Origin of the sequence: Pseudomonas uvaldensis, from assembly GCF_021271205.1 — a bacterium.
Taxonomy (GTDB): Bacteria; Pseudomonadota; Gammaproteobacteria; order Pseudomonadales; family Pseudomonadaceae; genus Aquipseudomonas; species Aquipseudomonas uvaldensis.
Genome location: NZ_JAIWKS010000010.1, coordinates 164373 through 186148, shown reverse-complemented (window position 1 = coordinate 186148; position 21776 = coordinate 164373). Strand labels below are relative to the sequence as shown.

Here is a 21776-nt window from a genome sequence, read left to right as displayed (position 1 = left end):
CTTACCGGGCCGAAGCGAGTTGAGAGAAGGCGGTGCCGAGCCACTGCTGCACGCCATGCATCGTGGCGGCAGAGGTGTCGAGGAACGGTTGCGGGTAAACGCCGAGGTAAATCAGCAGCACCGCAAGGCCGAGCACCATGATCAGTTCGCGACCGTCCATGCCACGCAGCACTTCGTCCGACTTGGACGGGCCGAAGTAGGCGCGGTGGATCATGATCAGCGAGTAGACCGAACCAAACACCAGGCCAGAGGTGGCGATAGCGATGATCCATGGCGAACTGACGAAGGTACCGATCAGGATCAGGAACTCGCCGACGAAGTTGCCGGTACCCGGCAAGCCCAGGGAAGCGGCTGCGAAGAACAGGCTGATGGCCGGCAGGTAAGCGATGCGCGACCACACGCCACCCATCTCACGCATGTCGCGGGTGTGCAGGCGTTCGTACAACTGGCCACTGAGGATAAACAGCGCCGCTGCCGACAGGCCGTGGGCCAGCATCTGGATCACCGCGCCTTGCAGGGCCAACTGGCTGCCGGAGTAGATGCCGATCAGCACGAAGCCCATGTGCGAGACGCTGGAGAAGGCGATCAGACGCTTGATGTCGGTCTGGGCGAACGCCAGGAAGGCACCGTAGAAGATCCCGATCAGGCCCAGGGTCATGGCGATCGGCGCGAACTCGGCCGAGGCGTTGGGGAACATCGGCAAGGCGAAGCGCAGCAGGCCATAGGCCGCGGTCTTGAGCAGGATACCGGCCAGGTCCACGGAACCCGCGGTCGGTGCCTGGGCGTGGGCGTCCGGCAGCCAGGAGTGCAGCGGCACGACCGGCAGCTTCACCGCGAAGGCGATGAAGAAGCCCAGCATCAGCACGTACTCGGTGGTGCGCGACATCTGCACTTTCAACAGGTCGGCGTAGTTGAAGGTAATCACGCCGGTGTTGTTGAAGTTGACCAGTACCAGACCGAGGATCGCCACCAGCATGATCAGGCCGGAAGCCTGGGTGAAGATGAAGAACTTGGTCGCCGCGTAGATCCGGGTTTTCTTGCCGTCCGCCGAGCTGTGACCCCAGAGCGCGATGAGGAAGTACATCGGCACCAGCATCATTTCCCAGAAGAAGAAGAACATGAACAGGTCCAGCGCCAGGAACACGCCGACGACACCGCCCAGGATCCACATCAGGTTCAGGTGGAAGAAGCCGACGTGGCGCTGGATCTCTTTCCAGGAGCAGAGGACCGAGAGGATACCCAGCAGGCCGGTCAGCAGGATCATCAGCAGCGACAGGCCGTCGAGGGCCAGGTGCACGCTGATGCCGAAGCGCTCGATCCACAGGTGCTTGAATTCAAGCGCCCAGGTCGGATTGGCACCCGGGGCAGGGGCCAACGAATAGTCGCCGGTCGCCCACAGCCAGAGGCCGAGTGCGAGTTCCAGGGACATGGTCAGCAGCGCAATCCAGCGCGGGAGCGTGGAGCTGGAGCGCTCCGCGATCCAGCACAACAGGCCGCCGATAAAGGGGATCAGGATTAGCCAGGGCAGAATCATGACGGGCTCGTTTCCTTTCGCAAGTTCGCAAGGTTCATATCAGACCGCTACCAGCACGATGGCGCCGATAACCAGCACGGCGCCAGCCGCCATGGAAGCCGCATACCAACGCAATTGACCGGTCTCGGTACGGCTCAGGGCAGTGTGGCCGCCCTTGGCCATGCGCGGGATCAGGCCAATGGTCTGGTCGAGCGGGTCTTTGCGCAGAATGTGGCTGATCGCAAGGTATGGCTTGACGAACAGTTTGTCGTAGATCCAGTCGAAGCCCCAGGCGGCGAACCACCAGGCCGAAAGGACACGGCCGAGGCCGCTGTTGGCGATGGCGGTGACGAAACGACGCTTGCCCAGGAACAGCAGGGCGGACAGCAGGATACCGGCCAGGGCGATGGCGCCCGAGGCGATTTCCAGGCTGTGCTTGGCTTCGCCGCCGGCATGGCCGACGCTTTGCGGCAGCACGCCGTGCAGCGGTGGGGTGATCATTGCGCCGACGAAAGTCGACAGCACGATCAGCACCGACAGTGGCAGCCAATGGGCGATTCCGTGGCCGGCGTGGGCTTCGGTCTTGGCTTCACCATGGAACGCGATGAAGATCAGGCGGAAGGTGTACAGCGAGGTCATGAACGCACCCACCAGGCCTGCGTAGAGCAGCCCCTGGTTGCCGCTGGCGAACGCTTCCCAGAGGATCTCGTCCTTGGAGTAGAAGCCGGCGGTCACCAGTGGCAGGGCCGCCAGGGCCGCGCCGCCGACGATGAAGCTGGCGTAGGCCAGTGGCAGCTTCTTCCACAGGCCGCCCATTTTGAAGATGTTCTGTTCGTGGTGGCAGGCCACGATCACTGCACCGGAGGCCAGGAACAGCAGGGCCTTGAAGAACGCGTGGGTCATCAGGTGGAAGATCGCGCCTTCCCAGGCGCCGACGCCCAAGGCTAGGAACATGTAGCCGATCTGGCTCATGGTCGAGTAGGCGAGGATCCGCTTGATGTCGGTCTGCACCAGGGCGGCAAAGCCGGCCAGTACCAGGGTCACGCCACCGACGATGCCCACCAGGTGCAGGATGTCCGGCGCCAGGGCGAACAGGCCATGGGTACGGGCGATCAGGTAGACGCCCGCGGTGACCATGGTGGCCGCGTGGATCAGCGCCGAAACCGGCGTAGGACCGGCCATTGCGTCCGCCAACCAGGTCTGCAGCGGCAGTTGCGCGGATTTACCGACGGCACCGCCCAGCAGCATCAGGGTCGCCAGGACGATCCAGAAGTCACCGGCCTTGAAGTGCTCGGGCGCACGCACCAGCAGTTCCTGGATGTTCAGCGTGCCCAGTTGCTGGAACAGGATGAACAGGCCGATGGCCATGAACACGTCGCCGATCCGGGTCACGATGAACGCTTTCAGTGCCGCGTTACCGTTGTTGCGGTTGCTGTAGTAGAAACCGATCAACAGGTACGAGCACAGGCCCACGCCTTCCCAGCCGAAGTACACGAACAACAGGTTATCGCCGAGCACCAGGAACAGCATGCTGGCGATGAACAGGTTGGTGTAGGCGAAGAAACGCGAGTAACCGGCTTCGCCGCGCATGTACCAGGAAGCGAACAGGTGGATCAGGAAACCCACGCCGACCACCACGCCCAGCATGGTGACCGACAGGCCGTCCAGGTACAGGGTGAAGCTCGGCTTGAAGCCTTCCACCGCCATCCACTGCCACAGCACCTGGGCATACGCGCCGCCTTCAGGTGGCGCGACGTTGAATTGCCAGATCACGTAGGCCGCGACAATGGCGGACAGACCGATGGAACCGACGCCAACCAGCGCCGAGAGGTTTTCCGACCAGCGTCCACGGGAGAACGACAGCAGCAGGAAACCGATGAGAGGAAATACGAAAGTCAGAAAGAGTAGGTTCATCCGCGCATCTCGCTGGCAGCGTCGATATCGAGAGTGTGGAAGCGGCGGTACAGCTGCAACAGGATCGCCAGGCCGATACTGGCCTCGGCGGCTGCCAGGCTGATCACCAGGATGAACATGATCTGTCCATCCGGCTGGGCCCAGCGGGCGCCCGCAACGATGAAGGCCAGGGCGGAGGCATTCATCATGACCTCCAGGCTCATCAGCACGAACAGAATGTTGCGGCGGACCATCAGGCCGACCAGACCGAGGCAGAACAGGATGCCGGCAACCGCCAGACCATGCTCGAGAGGGATAGCAGGCATGTGATTACTCCTTCGCCTCGTTACGGCCCAAATGGAACGCCGTGACGGCTGCGGCAAGCAGCAGCATCGAGGCGAGTTCGACCACCAACAGGTACGGACCGAACAGGCTGATGCCCACGGCCTTGGCGCCTACGGTGGTTTGGCCGATGCCCTGGCCGCTCTGGTGAGCGAACAGCACATACAGCAGTTCACCCAGCAGCAGGGCGGCGAGAATCACCGGTCCCGCCCAGATGCCGGGCTTGAGCCAGTTGCGCTCCTGCTGGACCGAGGCCGGGCCCAGGTTCAACATCATCACCACGAACACGAACAGCACCATGATGGCGCCAGCGTAGGCGATCACTTCCAGGGCACCGGCAAACGGCGCGCCGAGGGCGAAGAAAGTCATGGCCACGGCGATGAGCGAAATGATCAGGTAGAGCAGGGCATGGATGGGGTTGGTGTTGGTGACCACGCGAAGCGTGGAGACCACAGCAATACCCGATGCGAAATAGAAAGCGAATTCCATCTTTCTTCCTTAAGGCAGCAAGCTCTTCACGTTGATCGGCTCGGCTTCGTTTTGCGCGGCACCTTTCGGCTTCCCGGCAATGGCCATACCTGCAACACGATAGAAGTTGTAATCAGGGTTTTTACCGGGACCGGAAATCAGCAAGTCTTCTTTCTCGTACACCAGGTCCTGACGTTTGAAATCCGCCATTTCGAAATCCGGCGTGAGCTGGATCGCGGTGGTCGGGCAGGCTTCCTCGCAGAGGCCGCAGAAAATGCAGCGCGAGAAGTTTATGCGGAAGAAGTCCGGGTACCAGCGACCGTCTTCGGTTTCAGCTTTCTGCAGCGAGATGCAGCCCACCGGGCACGCCACGGCGCACAGGTTGCAGGCCACGCAGCGCTCTTCGCCGTCGGGGTCACGGGTCAGGACGATGCGGCCGCGGTAGCGTGGCGCCAGGTAAACCGGCTCTTCCGGGTATTGCAGGGTGTCGCGCTTGCGAAAGCCATGGCCGAAGATCATGACCAGGCTTCGCAGTTGGGTACCGGTACCCTTAACGATGTCGCCAATATATTTGAACATGGGTCAAATCCTCACTGAACCGCGGCCGCAGGCGTGTTCAACAACACGATCGCAGCGGTCACCAGCATGTTGATCAGGGTCAGCGGCAGGCAGAATTTCCAACTGAAGTCCATCACCTGGTCGTAGCGTGGGCGCGGGATCGAAGCGCGCAGCAGGACGAACAGCATGATGAAGAACGCGGTTTTCAGGGCGAACCACACGAAGGACAGTTGCGGCAGGATGTCGAACGGACCGTGCCAGCCGCCGAAGAACAGCGTGACTAGCAGTGCCGAGATCAGGACGATACCGATGTACTCACCGACGAAGAACATGCCCCATTTCATGCCGGCATATTCGATGTGGTAGCCGTCGGCCAGTTCCTGCTCCGCTTCCGGCTGGTCGAAGGGGTGACGGTGTGTCACGGCCACGCCAGCGATGAAGAAGGTGCAAAAGCCGAAGAACTGCGGAATGATGAACCACAGGTTCTGGGCCTGGTACTCGACGATGTCGCGCATGTTGAACGAACCGGCCTGGATCACGACGCCCATCAGGGCCAGGCCCATGAACACTTCGTAGGACACGGTCTGGGCCGAGGCCCGCAGGCTGCCCAGCAGGGCGAACTTGTTGTTGCTCGACCAACCGGCGAACAGCACCGCGTACACCGAAAGGCCGGCCATGGCGAAGAAGAACAGCAGGCCGATGTTCAGGTCCGCCACACCCCAGGTCGGGGTGATCGGGATGATCGCGAAGGCGATCAGCAAGGCGCTCATGGCCACGACCGGTGCCAGGGTGAAGATCACCTTGTCGGCAAACGGCGGCGTCCAGTCTTCCTTGAAGAACATTTTGACCATGTCGGCGGCGATCTGGAACATGCCGTACGGGCCCACGCGGTTCGGACCGTAGCGGTCCTGCCACCAGCCCAGCAGGCGCCGTTCGACGAAGCTCAGCAAGGCGCCTGTGACCACCACGGCCAGCAGGATCACGATGGCCTTGAGGACCGTCAGGATCACGTCGATCACTTCAGGGGTGAACCAACTCATTGCGCTGCCTCCTGCAGACCGTCGACGGTTTTGCCGAACACCGCCGGCGGGATACCCGCCAGGCCGGCCGGCAGGGCCACCAGGCCAGCGCCCAACTGCTCATTGATGCGCAGCGGCAGACGCAGGGTCTGGCCGGCCACGTTCAGGCTCAGCAGGGCACCGTCGTTGACGCCCAGGCGATCGGCTTCGGATTTGGCCAGCGACACATAGGCGGCCGGAATGCGTTCCTGTACCGGCGCGGCCTTGGAAGAGTTCTCTTCGCTGCCGAACAGGTGATGGAACGGCACGACCTGCCAGGTGCCCGGCGCCGGGTTGAAGGCGCGCGGCACGCTGGCGAACCAGCTCAGGCCATCGCCCTGGCTTTCGATCAGACGGGTGCCCGGATCGCCAGCACGCAGGTGACCACCGACTTCATCCTGGAACTTGTTCCAGGCCTGGGGCGAGTTCCAGCCCGGCGACCAGGCGAACGGCACTTGCGAGCGCGGTTCGGCGGAGCCCGAGTAGCCTTCCATGGAGAAGGCGAACGCGGTGTCCTGGTCTTGCGGGGTGCGCGGTTCGTGAACGCTGATGTTGGCGCGCATCGCGGTGCGACCGGAGTAGCGCAGCGGTTCACGGGCCAGCTTCAAGCCCTTGATGCGGAACGCGGCGGACGGTGCCGCGTCGACGATGCCGGCCAGTTGCGCGGTGCTCGAGGCCACGGCAGCGGTGACATGGTCCAGTTGCGTCCAGTCGATCGGCTGGTTCAGCAGGGTGGCGCGCAGGGCGTGCAGCCAGCGCCAGCCTTCGTGGACCAGGATGCTGGCGTCCAGATATTGCGGGTCGAAGACCTGGAAGAAGCGCTGGGCGCGACCTTCCTGGCTGACCAGGGTACCGTCGCCTTCGGCGAAGCTCGCCGCTGGCAGCACCAGGTGGGCGCGGTCGGTGGTAGCGGTTTTCTGATGGTCGGCGACGATCACGGTTTTCGCCGCGCTCAGGGCCGCGTCGACGCGGGCCTTGTCGGTGCGGGTGTACAGGTCGTTTTCCAGTACCACGATGGCGTCGGCGCTACCGTCGATCACCGCTTGCAGCGCGGCATCGACCGATTCGCCACCGAGCATGGCCAGGCCAAGGCTGTTGGCTTCCGGCACGACCAGGCTGATGGAACCGTTCTTCTCGCGCAGCTTCAAGGCCTTGGCGATGTTGGCGGCGGCTTCGATCAGCGCCTTGGAACCCAACGAGGTGCCTGCGATGATCAATGGGCGCTTGGCCGCCAGCAGGGCGTCGGCGATGCGTTGCACCAGGGCGGCCGCTTCGCTGTCCAGGCCGTCGACGGCCGGGGCGCTGGCGTCCAGGGCGTGAGCCACGGCAAAGCCGATACGGGCCAGGTCGTCCGGAGCGGCGTGGACGCATTCCTCGGCCACGTCGTCGAGCTTGGTTTCGGCGAGGCTGGCGATGAACAGCGGGTTCAGCTCATGTTGACCGATGTTTTTCACGGCGGCGTCGAGCCACGGCTGGACGCGCATCGCGTCGGCCATGTCTTCGGCCTTGCCCTTGACTGACTGGCGCAGGGCCAAGGCCATGCGGGCGGCGGTCTGGGTCAGGTCTTCGCCAAGGACGAACACCGCGTCGTGGTCTTCGATGTCACGCATCGTCGGTACGGGCAGCGGGCTGTTATTGAGCACGTCCAGCACCAGGCGGATGCGTTCCAGCTCACCGGCTTCGATGCCACTGTAGAAGTGCTCGGCGCCCACCAGTTCACGCAGTGCGTAGTTGCTTTCCAGGCTGGCCCGGGGCGAGCCGATGCCGACGATGTTGCGGCCGCGCAGCAGATCTGCGGCCTTGTCCAGGGCTTCGTCCAGGCTCAGCTTGGTGCCGTTGGCCAGCAGCGGCTGGCGAGGGCGATCCTTGCGGTTGACGTAGCCATAGCCGAAACGGCCACGGTCGCAGAGGAAATACTGGTTGACCGAGCCGTTGTAGCGGTTTTCGATGCGACGCAGTTCACCGTAGCGCTCGCCTGGGGAAATGTTGCAACCGCTGGAGCAGCCATGGCAGATGCTTGGCGCAAACTGCATGTCCCACTTGCGGTTGTAGCGCTCGGAGTGGGTCTTGTCGGTGAACACACCGGTCGGGCAGACCTCGGTGAGGTTGCCGGAGAATTCGCTTTCCAGGGTGCCGTCTTCAACGCGACCGAAGTACACGTTGTCGTGGGCGCCGAACACGCCCAGGTCGGTGCCGCCGGCGTAGTCCTTGTAGAAACGCACGCAGCGGTAGCAGGCGATGCAGCGGTTCATTTCGTGGGAAATGAACGGGCCCAGGTGCTGGTTCTGGTGGGTGCGCTTCTTGAAGCGATAACGGCGCTCGTTGTGGCCGGTCATCACCGTCATGTCTTGCAGATGGCAGTGACCGCCTTCCTCGCAGACCGGGCAGTCGTGCGGGTGGTTGGTCATCAGCCATTCGACGACACTGGCACGGAAGGCCTTGGACTCTTCATCGTCGATGGAGATCCAGGTGTTGTCGGTGGCAGGGGTCATGCAGGACATGACGATGCGACCACGGGTGTCGTTCTCGTCGGTGTATTGCTTGACTGCGCACTGGCGGCAGGCCCCGACGCTACCAAGCGCGGGGTGCCAGCAGAAATAAGGAATGTCGAGGCCTAGCGACAGACATGCCTGTAACAGGTTGTCTGCCCCATCGACTTCGAGCGCTTTGCCGTCTACGTGGATAGTGGCCATGGTTCAAAGTTCTTCGTTGGCCCGGTGTCAGCGGGCGTGGCTAATGGAATCTTGTGGTTCGTCCGAATCCAAACAGCCTCTGAGGCGTCATCGGACGAAAGGCGAAGGGCACGGACCCTTCGCCTTTTTTAAGCGTTGTTACGCGCCGACCATGGTCGGCGTGACCACCTGATTGAGGTCGCCCGCGCGGGTGGGCGCGATGCCGGCCTCGAATTCAGGGCGGAAATATTTGATTGCGCTGCCCAATGGCTCCACGGCACCCGGTGCGTGAGCACAGAAGGTCTTGCCTGGGCCGAGGAAACCCACCAGACCCAGCAGGGTCTCGATGTCGCCGGCCTGGCCTTCGCCTTTTTCGAGGGCCCGCAGCAGCTTGACGCTCCAGGGCAGGCCATCGCGGCAAGGGGTGCAGAAACCACACGACTCACGGGCGAAAAACTCTTCCATGTTGCGCAGCAGCGAGACCATGCTGATGCTGTCGTCCACCGCCATCGCCAGGCCGGTCCCCATACGGGTGCCGACCTTGGCGATGCCGCCGGCGTACATCTGGGCGTCGAGGTGTTCGGGCAACAGGAAGCCGGTACCGGCGCCGCCAGGCTGCCAGCACTTGAGCTTGTAGCCGTCTCGCATGCCGCCGGCATAGTCTTCGAACAGCTCGCGACCGGTGACGCCGAAAGGCAGCTCCCACAGGCCTGGATTCTTGACCTTGCCGGAGAAGCCCATGAGCTTGGTGCCCATGTCTTCACTGCCGTCGCGGGCCAGGGATTTGTACCAGTCAACACCGTCGGCGATGATCGCCGGCACGTTGCACAGGGTCTCGACGTTGTTCACGCAAGTCGGCTTGCCCCACACGCCGACGGCAGCGGGGAAGGGCGGCTTGGAGCGCGGGTTGGCGCGACGGCCTTCCAGGGAGTTGATCAGTGCGGTTTCTTCACCGCAGATATAACGTCCGGCGCCGGTGTGCACGAACAGTTCGAAATCAAAACCCGAACCGAGGATGTTCTTGCCCAAAAGGCCGGCGGCCTTGGCTTCTTCCACGGCACGGTTCAGGTGCCGGGCAGCGGTGGTGTATTCGCCGCGCAGGAAGATGTAGCCACGGTAGGTCTTCAGCGCACGGGCACTGATGAGCATGCCTTCGATCAGCAGATGGGGCAGTTGCTCCATCAGCATCCGGTCTTTCCAGGTGTTGGGCTCCATTTCGTCCGCGTTGCACAGCAGATAGCGGATGTTGATGGACTCGTCCTTGGGCATCAGGCCCCATTTCACGCCAGTGGGGAAGCCCGCACCGCCGCGACCCTTGAGGCCGGAGTCCTTCACGGTCTGGACGATATCGTCCTGGGCCATCTGGGTGAACGCCTTGCGCGCAGCGGCGTAGCCATTCTTGGCCTGGTACTCGTCCAGCCACACCGGTTCGCCGTCGTCACGCAGACGCCAGGTCAGGGGATGGGTTTCGGCCGAGCGCTGGATGCGGTTGGCGGGCCCGAAGGAAGTCAGGGTCATACGTAGCCCTCCAGCAGTTTGGCGACGCCATCCGGCTTGACGTCACCAAAGGTGTCGTCGTCGATCATCAGCGCCGGGGCCTTGTCGCAGTTGCCCAGGCAGCACACCGGCAGCAGGGTGAAGCGGCCGTCGGCGGTGGTCTGGCCGAGGCCGATGCCCAGCTTGCTCTGGATCTCACTGACCACGGACTCGTGGCCACCGATGTAGCAGACCATGCTGTCGCAGACGCGAATGATATGGCGGCCCACTGGTTGGCGGAAAATCTGGCTGTAGAAGGTTGCGACGCCTTCGACGTCGCTCGCCGGGATGCCGAGAATTTCGCCGATGGCGTAGAGCGCGCCATCTGGCACCCAGCCACGTTCCTTCTGAACGATTTTCAAGGCTTCGATCGACGCCGCGCGCGGGTCTTCGTAGTGATGCAGCTCGTGCTCGATGGCCGAGCGCTCGGTTTCGCTCAGGGCGAAACGGTCTGTCTGGATAAGCGTGCTGTTCATGCTTAGCGGTCCACGTCGGCCATAACGAAATCGATACTACCCAGGTACGCAATCAAGTCCGCGACCATGCTGCCTTTGATCACCGAAGGGATCTGCTGCAGGTGCGGATAGCTTGGAGTACGGATCCGGGTGCGGTAGCTCATGGTGCCGCCGTCGCTCGTCAGGTAATAACTGTTGATGCCCTTGGTCGCTTCGATCATCTGGAAGGATTCGTTGGCCGGCATGACCGGGCCCCACGAAACCTGCAGGAAGTGCGTGATCAGGGTCTCGATGTGTTGCAGCGTGCGTTCCTTGGGCGGCGGCGTGGTCAGCGGGTGGTCCGCCTTGTACGGGCCTTCCGGCATGTTGCGCATGCACTGCTCGATGATCTTGACGCTCTGGCGCATTTCCTCGACGCGAACCATGCAGCGGTCATAGGCATCGCCGTTGGCCGCCAGCGGTACTTCGAATTCGAAGTTTTCGTAGCCGGAGTAAGGACGCGCCTTGCGCAGGTCGAAATCGCAGCCGGTGGAACGCAGGCCTGCACCTGTGACGCCCCATTCCAGGGCTTCCTTGGTGTTGTAGGCGGCCACGCCGATGGTCCGGCCCTTGAGGATGCTGTTCTGCAGGGCAGCCTTGGTATATTCGTCCAGGCGCTTGGGCATCCATTCGACGAAGTCCTTGACCAGTTTTTCCCAGCCGCGTGGCAGGTCGTGGGCGACGCCGCCGATGCGGTACCAGGCCGGATGCAGACGGAAACCGGTAATGGCTTCGATCACCGTGTAGGCCCGCTGGCGGTCGGTGAACGTGAAGAACACCGGGGTCATGGCGCCGACGTCCTGGATATAGGTACCCAGGAACAGCAGGTGGCTGGTGATACGGAAGAACTCGGCCATCATGATGCGGATCACGTTGACCCGGTCCGGTACGGTGATACCGGCCAGCTTCTCGACCGAGAGTACGTACGGCAGGTTGTTCATCACCCCGCCGAGGTAGTCGATACGGTCGGTGTACGGGATGTAGCTGTGCCAGGACTGACGCTCGCCCATCTTCTCGGCGCCACGGTGGTGGTAGCCGATGTCCGGGACGCAGTCGACGATCTCTTCGCCGTCCAGTTGCAGGATGATCCGGAACGCACCGTGGGCAGAAGGGTGGTTCGGGCCGAGGTTGAGGAACATGTAGTCCTCGTTCGCCCCGGAGCGCTTCATGCCCCAGTCTTCGGGCTTGAAGCGCGCGGCTTCTTCCTCGAGCTGTTGCTTGGCCAGGGACAGGCTGAACGGGTCGAATTCAGTGGCGCGGGCAGGGAAGTCCTTGCGCAGCGGGTGACCTTCCCAGGTCGGCGGCATCATGATGCGCGTCAGGTGCGGGTGGCCGGGGAAGTCGATGCCGAACATGTCCCAGACTTCACGCTCGTACCAGTTGGCGTTCGGCCAGATGCTGGTCACGGACGGCACGCTGAGGTCGTTCTCGGACAAGGCGACCTTGATCATTACGTCACTATTACGTTCCACCGACAGCAGGTGGTAGAACACGGTGAAATCGACGCCGCTTGGCAGCCCGTGACGCTTGGTTCGCAAACGCTCGTCCACGCCGTGCAGGTCATAGAGCATGACGTAGGGCTTGGGCAGGTTGCGCAGGAAGGTCAGGACTTCGACAAGCTTCTCGCGGGCGACCCAAAGCACCGGCATGCCGGTGCGGGTTGCCTGGGCGGTGAACGCCTCGGGGCCAAAACGGTTATTCAGTTCGACGACCACATCCTGGTCGTCTGCCTTGTAAGGCGGGATGTACAGAGCACTGCCTGTAGTCATGGTTATTTATCGCTTTCGGTCAACGTAAAGAATGAAGCCAGTTTCTCGTTTCTTGACGGAACAGAGCTGGATCAGACTTCGTCGGGGCTGCGCAGGTTGGTGACTGCGATTCGCTGTTCGCGGCGCTCGGCTTTTGTCGACGGCATGTCGGCGCGATAGACGCCTTGGTCACCGACGACCCAGGAAAGCGGGCGACGTTCCTGTCCGATGGATTCCTGCAACAGCATCAAGCCTTGCAGGAACGCTTCGGGACGAGGTGGGCAGCCGGGCACGTAGACATCCACGGGCAGGAACTTGTCGACGCCCTGGACCACGGAATAGATGTCATACATGCCACCGGAGTTGGCACAGGCGCCCATGGAAATGACCCACTTGGGTTCCAGCATCTGCTCATACAGGCGCTGGATGATGGGGGCCATCTTCAGGAACGGCGTACCGGCGATAACCATGAAGTCCGCCTGGCGCGGCGATGCCCGGATGACTTCGGCGCCGAAGCGCGCGATGTCGTGGGGCGCCGTGAAGGCGGTGGTCATTTCCACGTAGCAGCACGAAAGGCCGAAGTTGTACGGCCACAGGGAGTTCTTGCGACCCCAGTTGACCGTGCTGTTCAGCACGTCTTCGAGCTTGCCCATGAAGATATTCTTGTGGACTTGATCCTCTAACGGATCGGCGACGGTTTCCCTTTCGCCAATCGGGTACTGCTCGTTAGGAGCATCCGGGTCGATCCTGGTGAGATTGTATTGCATTGCCAAAGCCTCATTGTTTCAGCTTCGCTTGCCGCTTGCGCCGAGCTTCCGGAGCCCAATCAAGTGCCCCCACCCGGTAAAGGTAGACAAGACCTGCCAACAGAATTGCTATGAAAACGAGAGCTTCGACAAATCCGGTCCAGCCGCTTTCGCGGACGGACACAGACCAGGCAAAGAGAAAGAGGGCTTCGATATCGAAGATCACGAAAAGCATCGCGACCAGATAGAATTTGGCTGAGAGCCGCAAGCGGGCGCCACCGGTAGGTAGCATGCCGGACTCGAACGGTTCGTTTTTGCTGCGGCCCCAGGCTCGTGACCCGAGGAGGCTGGAGACGCCGAGCATGAAGGCACACAGGCCGACGACACCCAGAAGGAAAATGGCAAAGCCCCAGTTGTGGGCCATGAGTCCTGTCGCTTCGGGCATGCTGGAAATCCTTAACAGAGAGCAAAGGTCTCTGAGCTTGAAAAGAAATAACGCAGTGACGATATGTCGCAGCAATCAATCGCGGTGATTTTATGGCTAAACACCGGGCAAGTAAAATTCGATAGCGAAATTATTTATTGGAATAAGGACATCACACCTCTCCAAGGGCCTCGAAGGCCTGCTCCTGTGGGGCGCCGGCCATTTGTTGATCGGTATATCCAGGCGACGGGTAATAATGAAAATGCCTTTCAAATGATAATTATTATTGTTTGTAGGGCATTTTCTCGATTGTTTCCTTCGACAGTCGGAAACTTGCCTTACATGACAAAGGCTGCAGTTGTCAGCGCCGGCCTTTTTACTCTTTTTCAGACTACCCGATACTGCGTTCGATCAATTTTTCTCAAGGTCTTTCGATTCTGGTGCGAGCAGGCTTGCCCGCCCCCCATAGAGGATTCAGGTTGCCCTTCAAAGCCTAGGCGAAAAAAAGCCCCGAACCAGTCGGGGCTTCAGATCGTCGGCCTTGCAGTCAGCTTTTTTCATTCGGTCCGCAAGAGCCGTTTATCCATGGATCAGTGGAACTGCTCTTCTTCGGTGGAGCCGGTCAGCGCGGTCACAGACGAAGCGCCACCCTGGATCACAGTGGTCATGTCGTCGAAGTAACCGGTGCCCACTTCCTGCTGGTGAGCCACGAAGGTGTAGCCTTTGGCGGCGTCGGCGAATTCCTGCTCTTGCAGCTTCACGTAGGCGGTCATGTCGTTGCGGGCGTAGTCGTGCGCCAGGTTGAACATGCTGTGCCACATGTTGTGGATGCCAGCCAGGGTGATGAACTGATGCTTGTAGCCCATGGCGGACAGTTCGCGCTGGAACTTGGCGATGGTCGCGTCGTCCAGGTTTTTCTTCCAGTTGAAGGAAGGCGAGCAGTTGTACGACAGGATCTGGTCCGGGTATTCCTTCTTGATCGCTTCGGCGAAGCGACGCGCCTCCTCCAGGTCCGGCTTGGCGGTTTCGCACCAGATCAGGTCGGCGTATGGCGCGTAGGCCAGGCCGCGGGCGATGGCCTGGTCGAGGCCGGCGCGCACTTTATAGAAGCCTTCCTGGGTGCGGGTGCCGGTCACGAACGGCTGGTCGTACGGATCGCAGTCGGAGGTCAGCAGGTCGGCGGCGTTGGCGTCGGTGCGGGCCAGGATGATGGTCGGAACGCCAGCGACGTCGGCCGCCAGGCGGGCAGCGGTCAGCTTCTGCACGGCTTCCTGGGTCGGTACCAATACCTTGCCACCCATGTGACCGCATTTCTTCACCGAAGCCAGTTGGTCTTCGAAGTGAACGCCGGCGGCGCCTGCTTCGATCATGCTTTTCATCAGTTCGTAGGCATTCAGCACGCCGCCGAAACCGGCTTCGGCGTCAGCCACGATTGGCGCGAAGTAGTCGATGTAGCCTTCATCGCCCGGGTTCTTGCCGGCTTTCCATTGGATCTGGTCGGCGCGACGGAACGCGTTGTTGATGCGCTTGACCACGGTAGGAACCGAATCCACCGGGTACAGCGACTGGTCGGGGTACATCGACTCGGCGGAGTTGTTGTCCGCGGCCACTTGCCAGCCCGACAGGTAGATCGCCTGGATGCCGGCCTTGACTTGCTGTACAGCCTGGCCGCCGGTCAGGGCGCCCATGCAGTTGACGAAATCTTTCTCGGGACGGAAGGCTGGCTTGGCGCCCTGGGTCACCAGGTTCCAGAGCTTCTCGGCGCCCATCTTCGCAAAGGTGTGCTCGGGTTGGACCGAGCCACGCAGACGGACGACGTCAGCAGCGGAATAATTGCGCTTCACGCCTTTCCAGCGTGGGTTCTCAGCCCAGTCTTTTTCAAGGGCTGCAATTTGCTGTTCGCGTGTCAGTGCCATGGAGATAAACCTCGTCGCATAGGTCTGGGGTGGAAAAATTCCTGCTCCTGCCGCTTCGCCAGTCATTGGCGAAAAAGGCTGCTCGCTGGCCAGGGGGCCGGGCGCACAAGTCGGTTCAGGCGGGGAGGCGACGGGATGAACGATGGGCTCGAGGAGAAAGTGAGCAGGTACAGGCGAACTGCGGGCGCATTCGGGCGTCGTGGGCCTTCATGTGAACTCAGAGTGATGCCGGGTTACCTAGTTACGCTTCCGTCCCTCGGGACAACTTCGTTCCAGTCGCAACCTCGTCAAACACACCTTGTGGGCGGTACAGACACGAATCGGCTCGCGGGGTAGGTGCAAGCGTCGACCCGAAGGCCCTTGCCAGGGCCCCTGATTAGCGGGAGCGAGGCCATCATGCCTTCGGTTTTTTGGCTCGTCAAACATTTTGTAGTGCTATTTTTCAAGCACTACATCTTTGGTCTAATACGACTCATCAGTCAGTTTTTGATGCTTCAGTTCAGGGTATCGACCTTGACCCGCAGAATCATGTCATCGCGGCCTTGGGTCGAGTAGCTGCGGGTCAGGCCCTGTTTGTCAGCTTGGGTCTGGCGATTCACGCCGGCCAGGGTGATCCATTCGCCCAGCCGGCCGCTGACAGTTGTGTCGGTACTTTGCACGTTCACTACATCGGGACGTTCCTGGCTCATGCGGTCACGGTTGGTACTGATACTGAGATGAACGGTCTCGCCGGTGACGCTGGCGGTGACATAAAAACCTTGGGTGACATTGCGGTATTCGGTCTGGCTTTGCATGCGCCCGTAATTGTCGGTCTGGCTGCTGGTGAACGGCACGCTCTGGCCGACCTGAATCAGCGCCGGCTGGCCTTCACTGGCTTGAACCTGTTGCACGCCACCGTCACGACTGGCCGTGCTGCGATTGATGATGCGGGTCTGGCTCGGGGCGGCGCCGTTGATGGAATAGCCCTGGTCGCCCTGCAGGTTGTTTTCGTTGGTGTCGACGGTAATCAGCAGGCGCTTGGGCGCGGTGTCCAACTGGGCGAGGAATTGCCGCAGTTCTTCGATTTTGCCCGGGTCGGCGTTAACGATCAGTTGGTTGCCGTAGGCGCTGACCTGGCCGTCCTTGCCGATGAAATTCTGCGCCACTGGCAGCAGGTCGGCGCTGGTGCGGTAGTTCAGTGGCACGATCTGCGTGTCGGCCATCACCGACAGACTGCAGCCAAGCAGCAGGGTAGCCAGGAGGGTGCGTAAGGACATTCCATTTCTCCGCGAGACAAAGGCTTGATATTGCCAGTTTGTCGGCTCCGGGTGGGGCAAGTTGAATGATAGACGGCAAAACGCCCCGGCATCGGTAGATGGCGGGGCGTTTTGGGGTGGCTCGGAGGGCCTCATCGCGAGCAGACTCGCTCCCACATGAGGCCTGTGTAGCACACGGCGTTCGTGCATGGCCCAGACCCTGTGGGAGCGAGTCTGCTCGCGATGGCGGCGGCACGGTCTCAGGCCGAACGCCGCACCATGTCCACGTGGGGAATCCCGGCTTCCAGGAACTCCTCGCTGACCACGGCAAAGCCCAGTCGCTCATAGAACGGCGTGGCATGCACCTGGGCGCTGAGCATCTGCTGCTTGAGTTCGCGCTTCTCGGCCTCGGCGATTACCGCATGCATCAATGCGTCGCCCACTTTCAAGCCGCGCCAGTCCTTGAGCACCGAAACCCGGCCGATGTGGCCGTCAGTCAGCAGGCGGGCGGTGCCGATGGGGAAGTCGCCTTCGTACGCCAGGAAATGTACCGCGCCCTGGTCGTCGGCATCCCATTCCAGCTCCGGCGGAACCGACTGCTCGACTATGAATACGCTTTCACGAATGCGCCGGATCTCGGCGTTATCCTTTTGCCAGTCTGCGACACGAACGTGAATTTTATTCATCGGCGAACCCCAGGCTGCCTTGTTTGACCAACTCGTGGATCAGGCCGCGACCGTCTTCGTCCGCCAGCCACGGGCTGAGGTTCTCGATGTGCAGTGCGTCGGCGGCGCAGATCATTTTCAGCAGCTCGCGCAGCTTGCCCGGCAGATAGCGACTCTGGCCGCTGGCGAACAACAGCAGGTCATCATCCACTTCCGACCAGGCCAGGCGGGCGCTCGGATTGCGGATGATCACTGCGCCTTGTTCCAGGCTGGCCAGCAGGTCTTCTTCTTCCAGTTCCGGACCTGCCACCAGCTCCGGGTAGCGAGGCTCGGTCATGAACTGGCCGAACCAGGTCAGCAGCAGGCGCTCGTCGCTCATGTGCTCGGCCAGCAGGCCTTTGAGGCGGTCGAGGGCGTCGTGCTGGATCTGGTGTGGATCGCTCACGGGGCGCGCATCGGCGTCGGTGTAGCGCTCTTCGTCCGGCAGGAACTGGCTGAGGAAGTCGGTGAAGTGGGTCAGCACTTCAGCGGCGCTCGGCGCACGGAAGCCCACCGAGTAGGTCATGCAATCGTCAACGGCCACGCCGCAGTGGGCCAGGCGCGGCGGCAGGTAGAGCATGTCGCCCGGTTCCAGTGTCCATTCGTCGGTGGCTTCGAATTCGGCGAGGATGCGCAGGTCGGCGTGTTGCAGCAGTGGGCTTTCGGAGTCGCACATCTGGCCGATCTTCCAGTTGCGCTTGCCATGGCCTTGCAGCAGGAAGACATCGTAGTTGTCGAAGTGCGGACCGACGCTGCCACCCGGGGCGGCAAAGCTGATCATCACGTCGTCGATACGCCAGCTCGGCAGGAAGCGGAAGTGCTCCAGCAGCTCGCTGACTTCCGGCACGAACTGATCGACAGCTTGGACCAGCAGCGTCCACTCGCGCTCCGGCAGCTTGCTGAACTCGTCTTCGGCAAACGGGCCACGACGCAGTTCCCACGGGCGCTCGCCGTGCTCGATCACCAGGCGCGATTCGACTTCTTCTTCCAGGGCCAGACCGGCCAGTTCGTCGGCATCGATCGGGCTTTCGAAGTCAGGGATCGCCTGGCGGATCAGCAGTGGTTTTTTCTGCCAGTAGTCGCGCATGAACTCCCGTGCCGTGATGCCGCCCAGGAGTTGCAGAGGAATATCAGGATTCATGTGTAACCTATTGAAAAAAAGTATTTTTCAGACGCGAATAAAAACGCCCGGCGCTCGGCCGGGCGTCTCAGGGCAAAGCGATGATCAGATGCGCTTGGCTTGTGCCGCCGCATTGCCGATGTAGCTGGCCGGCGTGAGCTTCTTCAGCTCGGTGCGGGCCTCGGCGGGCATGTCCAGGCTATCGATGAAAGTCTGCAGCGCTTCAGGGCTGATGCCCTTGCCACGGGTCAGTTCTTTCAGCTTTTCGTACGGGTTTTCGATGTTGTAGCGACGCATCACGGTCTGGATCGGCTCGGCCAGGACTTCCCAGCAGGCGTCCAGGTCGGCGGCGATTTTCTGCTCGTTCAACTCCAGCTTGCCGATGCCCTTGAGGCTGGCTTCGTAGGCGATGACGCTATGGGCGAAGCCCACGCCCAGGTTGCGCAGTACGGTGGAGTCGGTCAGGTCGCGCTGCCAGCGGGAAATCGGCAGCTTGCTCGCCAGGTGCTGGAACAGCGCGTTGGCGATGCCCAGGTTGCCTTCGGAGTTTTCGAAGTCGATCGGGTTGACCTTGTGCGGCATGGTCGAAGAACCGATTTCGCCGGCAATGGTGCGCTGCTTGAAGTAACCCAGGGAGATGTAGCCCCAGATGTCACGGTCGAAATCGATCAGGATGGTGTTGAAGCGCGCAATGGCGTCGAACAGTTCGGCGATGTAGTCGTGCGGTTCGATCTGGGTGGTGTACGGGTTGAAGCTCAGGCCCAGCTCATCTTCGATGAAGGCGCGGGCGTTGGCTTCCCAGTCGATGTCCGGGTAGGCCGACAGGTGGGCGTTGTAGTTGCCCACGGCACCGTTGATCTTGCCCAGCAGTGGCACGGCGGCAACCTGGGCGATCTGGCGCTCCAGGCGATACACCACGTTGGCCAGCTCTTTGCCCAGGGTGGTCGGCGAAGCCGGTTGACCATGGGTGCGCGACAGCATCGGTACGTCGGCGAAGCGGATCGCCAGTTCGCGGATGGCCTGGGCGACCTGGCGCATCAGCGGCAGCATCACATCGTCGCGGCCTTCGCGCAGCATCAGGGCGTGAGACAGGTTGTTGATGTCCTCGCTGGTGCAGGCGAAGTGAATGAACTCGCTGACCTTGGCCAGTTCCGGCAGTTTGGCCGCCTGCTCCTTGAGCAGGTATTCGATGGCCTTCACGTCGTGGTTGGTGGTGCGCTCGATTTCCTTGACGCGCTCGGCGTGCTCCAGCGCAAAGTTATCGGCCAGGGCATTGAGTACCGCATTGGCTTCGGCGGAGAACGCCGGAACTTCGCCGATGGCGGGGTGGGCGGCCAGGCGCTGGAGCCAGCGCACTTCAACCAGGACGCGGGCACGGATCAGGCCGTACTCGCTGAAAATCGGGCGCAGGGCCTGGGTTTTGCCGGCGTAGCGGCCGTCAACAGGGGAAACCGCAGTGAGCGAAGAGAGCTGCATGGGGTGTTCTCGGACAGTCGGGCAACGAAATGGGGCGCGTATCATACATGAAAACCAGCGCCGGTCCGTCGCCAACTGACCGGCGTGTTACGCGTAACGAGGTACAAAACGGGTCGAGGCGATTATTCGTGGCGCATCAATGGGTAAAGCTCTTTCAGCAATTTGCGTCGGCTGATCACCAGTTGCCAGCGGTGGCCGCCCAACTGCCGCCACAACCGGGCCGAACGGATGCCGGCCAACAGCAGGGCGCGGATCTTCGAGGCGTTGCTCGGTTGCTGCAGGTTGCGCATGTCGCCATGCACCTGGATGCGCTGACGCAGTGTGCTGAGGGTGTCCTGATACAACGCACCGCAAGCGGCGATCACGTTTTCATGGGACGGGCCGAAGTGCTCGACCTGGGACTGGATTTGCGGCAGACGCTTGCCGATGGTGTCCAGCAGGTCGTCGCGCTTGGCCAGTTGACGTTCCAGGCCCAGCATCGACAGGGCATAGCGCAGCGGCTCGCGTTGCAAGGCGCTGGGGTCGCGTTCCAGAGCGCCGATCAATGCCCGGTAGCCTTCACGCAGGTTAAGGTCATCGCCGCCATAGACTTCCAGGGTGTCCTTGGGGTCGCGAACCAGCAGGCTGCCGAGCATGCAGGCCAGGCCCGCTTCGGTGGCCTGGCCGGTCTTGGCGATGCGGTCCACCAGCACGGCGGCCAGAAACACACCGCCCAATGCCGTCAATTGCTCCTGTATCGGGCTCATGCCTTGCTGCTCCATGGCTCTGCGACTTCGATCACGCCGCCGCCCAGGCAGATTTCGCCGTCATAGAACACCACGGACTGGCCGGGGGTGACCGCACGTTGCGGATCATCGAAGGTGGCGCGGTAGCCGTTGGCGGTTTTTTCAAGGGTGCAAGGCTGGTCGCTCTGGCGATAGCGAACCTTGGCTGTCAGGCGACGTGGCTTGCTGAGGTCGATCGGGTTGACCCAATAGATGTCCGAGGCGAGCAGGGCGCCGGAGAACAACCATGGGTGATCGTTGCCCTGGCCGACAATGAGTTCGTTGTGCTCCAGGTCCTTGACCAGCACGTACCACGGTTCTTCGCCGGCATCTTTCAGGCCGCCGATGCCCAGGCCCTGGCGCTGACCGATGGTGTGGTACATCAAACCGTGGTGGCGACCGATGACCTCGCCCTCGGTGGTTTTGATCTCGCCCGGTTGGGCCGGCAGGTATTGCTTGAGGAAATCACTGAAACGCCGTTCGCCGATGAAGCAGATGCCGGTGGAATCCTTTTTCTTGGCGGTGGCAAGGTCGTGCTTCTCGGCAATCGCCCGTACTTCCGGCTTTTCCAGTTCCCCCACCGGGAACAGGGTTTTGGCGATCTGCTCGCCGCCGACGGCATGCAGGAAGTAGCTTTGATCCTTGTTCGGATCCAGGCCCTTGAGCAGTTCGGTTCGACCGTCGATATCACGGCGACGCACGTAGTGGCCGGTGGCGATCAGGTCGGCGCCGAGCATCATGGCGTAGTCGAGGAATGCCTTGAACTTGATCTCGCGGTTGCAGAGGATGTCCGGGTTCGGCGTGCGGCCGGCCTTGTACTCGGCCAGGAAATGCTCGAACACGTTGTCCCAGTACTCGGCGGCGAAATTGGCGGTGTGCAGCTTGATGCCGATCTTGTCGCACACGGCCTGGGCGTCCGCCAGGTCATCCATGGCGGTGCAATATTCGGTTCCGTCGTCTTCTTCCCAGTTCTTCATGAACAGGCCTTCCACTTCATAACCCTGCTCCATCAGCAGAAGGGCGGAAACGGAAGAGTCAACGCCGCCGGACATGCCGACAATGACGCGCTGTTTGGTGGTGTCGGAACGAGCTGGATCACGCATAGGAAT

19 protein-coding genes are annotated in these 21776 nt (G+C 61.7%); all 19 read right to left on the bottom strand.

The window, feature by feature from the left end:
- Position 1: 1 nt before the first annotated feature.
- The 19 genes from nuoM to mnmA all read right to left on the bottom strand — a co-directional run bounded on the left by nuoM (position 2) and on the right by mnmA (position 21770).
- A complete protein-coding gene (gene nuoM, locus LCU97_RS21770; RefSeq protein WP_053157843.1) occupies positions 2-1534 on the bottom strand; it encodes an NADH-quinone oxidoreductase subunit M in 1533 nt (510 codons plus the stop codon).
- 39 nt (positions 1535-1573) lie between these two features.
- On the bottom strand, positions 1574-3427 hold the full coding sequence (nuoL, locus tag LCU97_RS21765) for an NADH-quinone oxidoreductase subunit L (protein WP_053157840.1): 1854 nt from the start codon (positions 3425-3427) through the stop codon (positions 1574-1576).
- Complete coding sequence (gene nuoK, locus LCU97_RS21760) at positions 3424-3732, bottom strand: NADH-quinone oxidoreductase subunit NuoK (RefSeq protein WP_003180046.1); 309 nt, start codon at positions 3730-3732, stop codon at positions 3424-3426. Before nuoK ends, nuoL begins: the two co-directional genes overlap by 4 nt.
- Before the next feature lie 4 nt (positions 3733-3736).
- Positions 3737-4237 (bottom strand): NADH-quinone oxidoreductase subunit J, encoded by a 501-nt coding sequence (gene nuoJ / locus LCU97_RS21755; RefSeq protein WP_053157837.1) that lies wholly within the window; start codon positions 4235-4237, stop codon positions 3737-3739.
- 9 nt (positions 4238-4246) lie between these two features.
- The gene (nuoI, locus tag LCU97_RS21750; RefSeq protein ID WP_024779320.1) at positions 4247-4795 is read right to left on the bottom strand and encodes an NADH-quinone oxidoreductase subunit NuoI; all 549 of its coding nucleotides are present in this window, start codon (positions 4793-4795) and stop codon (positions 4247-4249) included.
- An 11-nt stretch (positions 4796-4806) separates the two neighbouring features.
- Positions 4807-5814 carry an NADH-quinone oxidoreductase subunit NuoH gene (gene nuoH, locus LCU97_RS21745; RefSeq protein ID WP_053157834.1) on the bottom strand — a complete coding sequence of 336 codons (1008 nt, stop codon included), beginning with the start codon at positions 5812-5814 and terminating at the stop codon, positions 4807-4809.
- The gene (nuoG, locus tag LCU97_RS21740) at positions 5811-8525 is read right to left on the bottom strand and encodes an NADH-quinone oxidoreductase subunit NuoG (RefSeq protein WP_053157832.1); all 2715 of its coding nucleotides are present in this window, start codon (positions 8523-8525) and stop codon (positions 5811-5813) included. Before nuoG ends, nuoH begins: the two co-directional genes overlap by 4 nt.
- A gap of 138 nt (positions 8526-8663) precedes the next feature.
- Positions 8664-10022 (bottom strand): NADH-quinone oxidoreductase subunit NuoF, encoded by a 1359-nt coding sequence (gene nuoF, locus LCU97_RS21735; RefSeq protein WP_053157829.1) that lies wholly within the window; start codon positions 10020-10022, stop codon positions 8664-8666.
- On the bottom strand, positions 10019-10516 hold the full coding sequence (nuoE, locus tag LCU97_RS21730) for an NADH-quinone oxidoreductase subunit NuoE (protein ID WP_053157826.1): 498 nt from the start codon (positions 10514-10516) through the stop codon (positions 10019-10021). Before nuoE ends, nuoF begins: the two co-directional genes overlap by 4 nt.
- Before the next feature lie 2 nt (positions 10517-10518).
- Positions 10519-12303: an NADH-quinone oxidoreductase subunit C/D gene (nuoC, locus tag LCU97_RS21725; protein ID WP_053157823.1), complete on the bottom strand. Its 1785-nt coding sequence runs from the start codon at positions 12301-12303 to the stop codon at positions 10519-10521.
- Positions 12304-12374: 71 nt separating this feature from the next.
- Positions 12375-13049 (bottom strand): NuoB/complex I 20 kDa subunit family protein, encoded by a 675-nt coding sequence (locus LCU97_RS21720; protein ID WP_053157820.1) that lies wholly within the window; start codon positions 13047-13049, stop codon positions 12375-12377.
- A gap of 10 nt (positions 13050-13059) precedes the next feature.
- Positions 13060-13473: an NADH-quinone oxidoreductase subunit A gene (locus LCU97_RS21715; RefSeq protein ID WP_003180067.1), complete on the bottom strand. Its 414-nt coding sequence runs from the start codon at positions 13471-13473 to the stop codon at positions 13060-13062.
- Positions 13474-14042: 569 nt separating this feature from the next.
- Complete coding sequence (aceA, locus tag LCU97_RS21710; protein WP_053157817.1) at positions 14043-15368, bottom strand: isocitrate lyase; 1326 nt, start codon at positions 15366-15368, stop codon at positions 14043-14045.
- 494 nt (positions 15369-15862) lie between these two features.
- Positions 15863-16624: a secretin N-terminal domain-containing protein gene (locus LCU97_RS21705; protein ID WP_232777730.1), complete on the bottom strand. Its 762-nt coding sequence runs from the start codon at positions 16622-16624 to the stop codon at positions 15863-15865.
- Between the two features lie 239 nt (positions 16625-16863).
- Complete coding sequence (locus LCU97_RS21700) at positions 16864-17289, bottom strand: GNAT family N-acetyltransferase (protein ID WP_053157811.1); 426 nt, start codon at positions 17287-17289, stop codon at positions 16864-16866.
- Entirely contained in the window at positions 17282-18448 is a 1167-nt protein-coding gene (locus LCU97_RS21695; protein WP_053157801.1) for a ribosomal protein uL16 3-hydroxylase, read from the bottom strand. Before LCU97_RS21695 ends, LCU97_RS21700 begins: the two co-directional genes overlap by 8 nt.
- Positions 18449-18532: 84 nt before the next feature.
- Entirely contained in the window at positions 18533-19903 is a 1371-nt protein-coding gene (gene purB, locus LCU97_RS21690; protein ID WP_053157797.1) for an adenylosuccinate lyase, read from the bottom strand.
- 122 nt (positions 19904-20025) lie between these two features.
- Entirely contained in the window at positions 20026-20649 is a 624-nt protein-coding gene (gene hflD, locus LCU97_RS21685; protein WP_053157794.1) for a high frequency lysogenization protein HflD, read from the bottom strand.
- Positions 20646-21770 (bottom strand): tRNA 2-thiouridine(34) synthase MnmA, encoded by a 1125-nt coding sequence (gene mnmA / locus LCU97_RS21680; RefSeq protein ID WP_232777729.1) that lies wholly within the window; start codon positions 21768-21770, stop codon positions 20646-20648. The genes hflD and mnmA overlap by 4 nt, the downstream gene beginning before the upstream one ends.
- Positions 21771-21776: the final 6 nt, after the last annotated feature.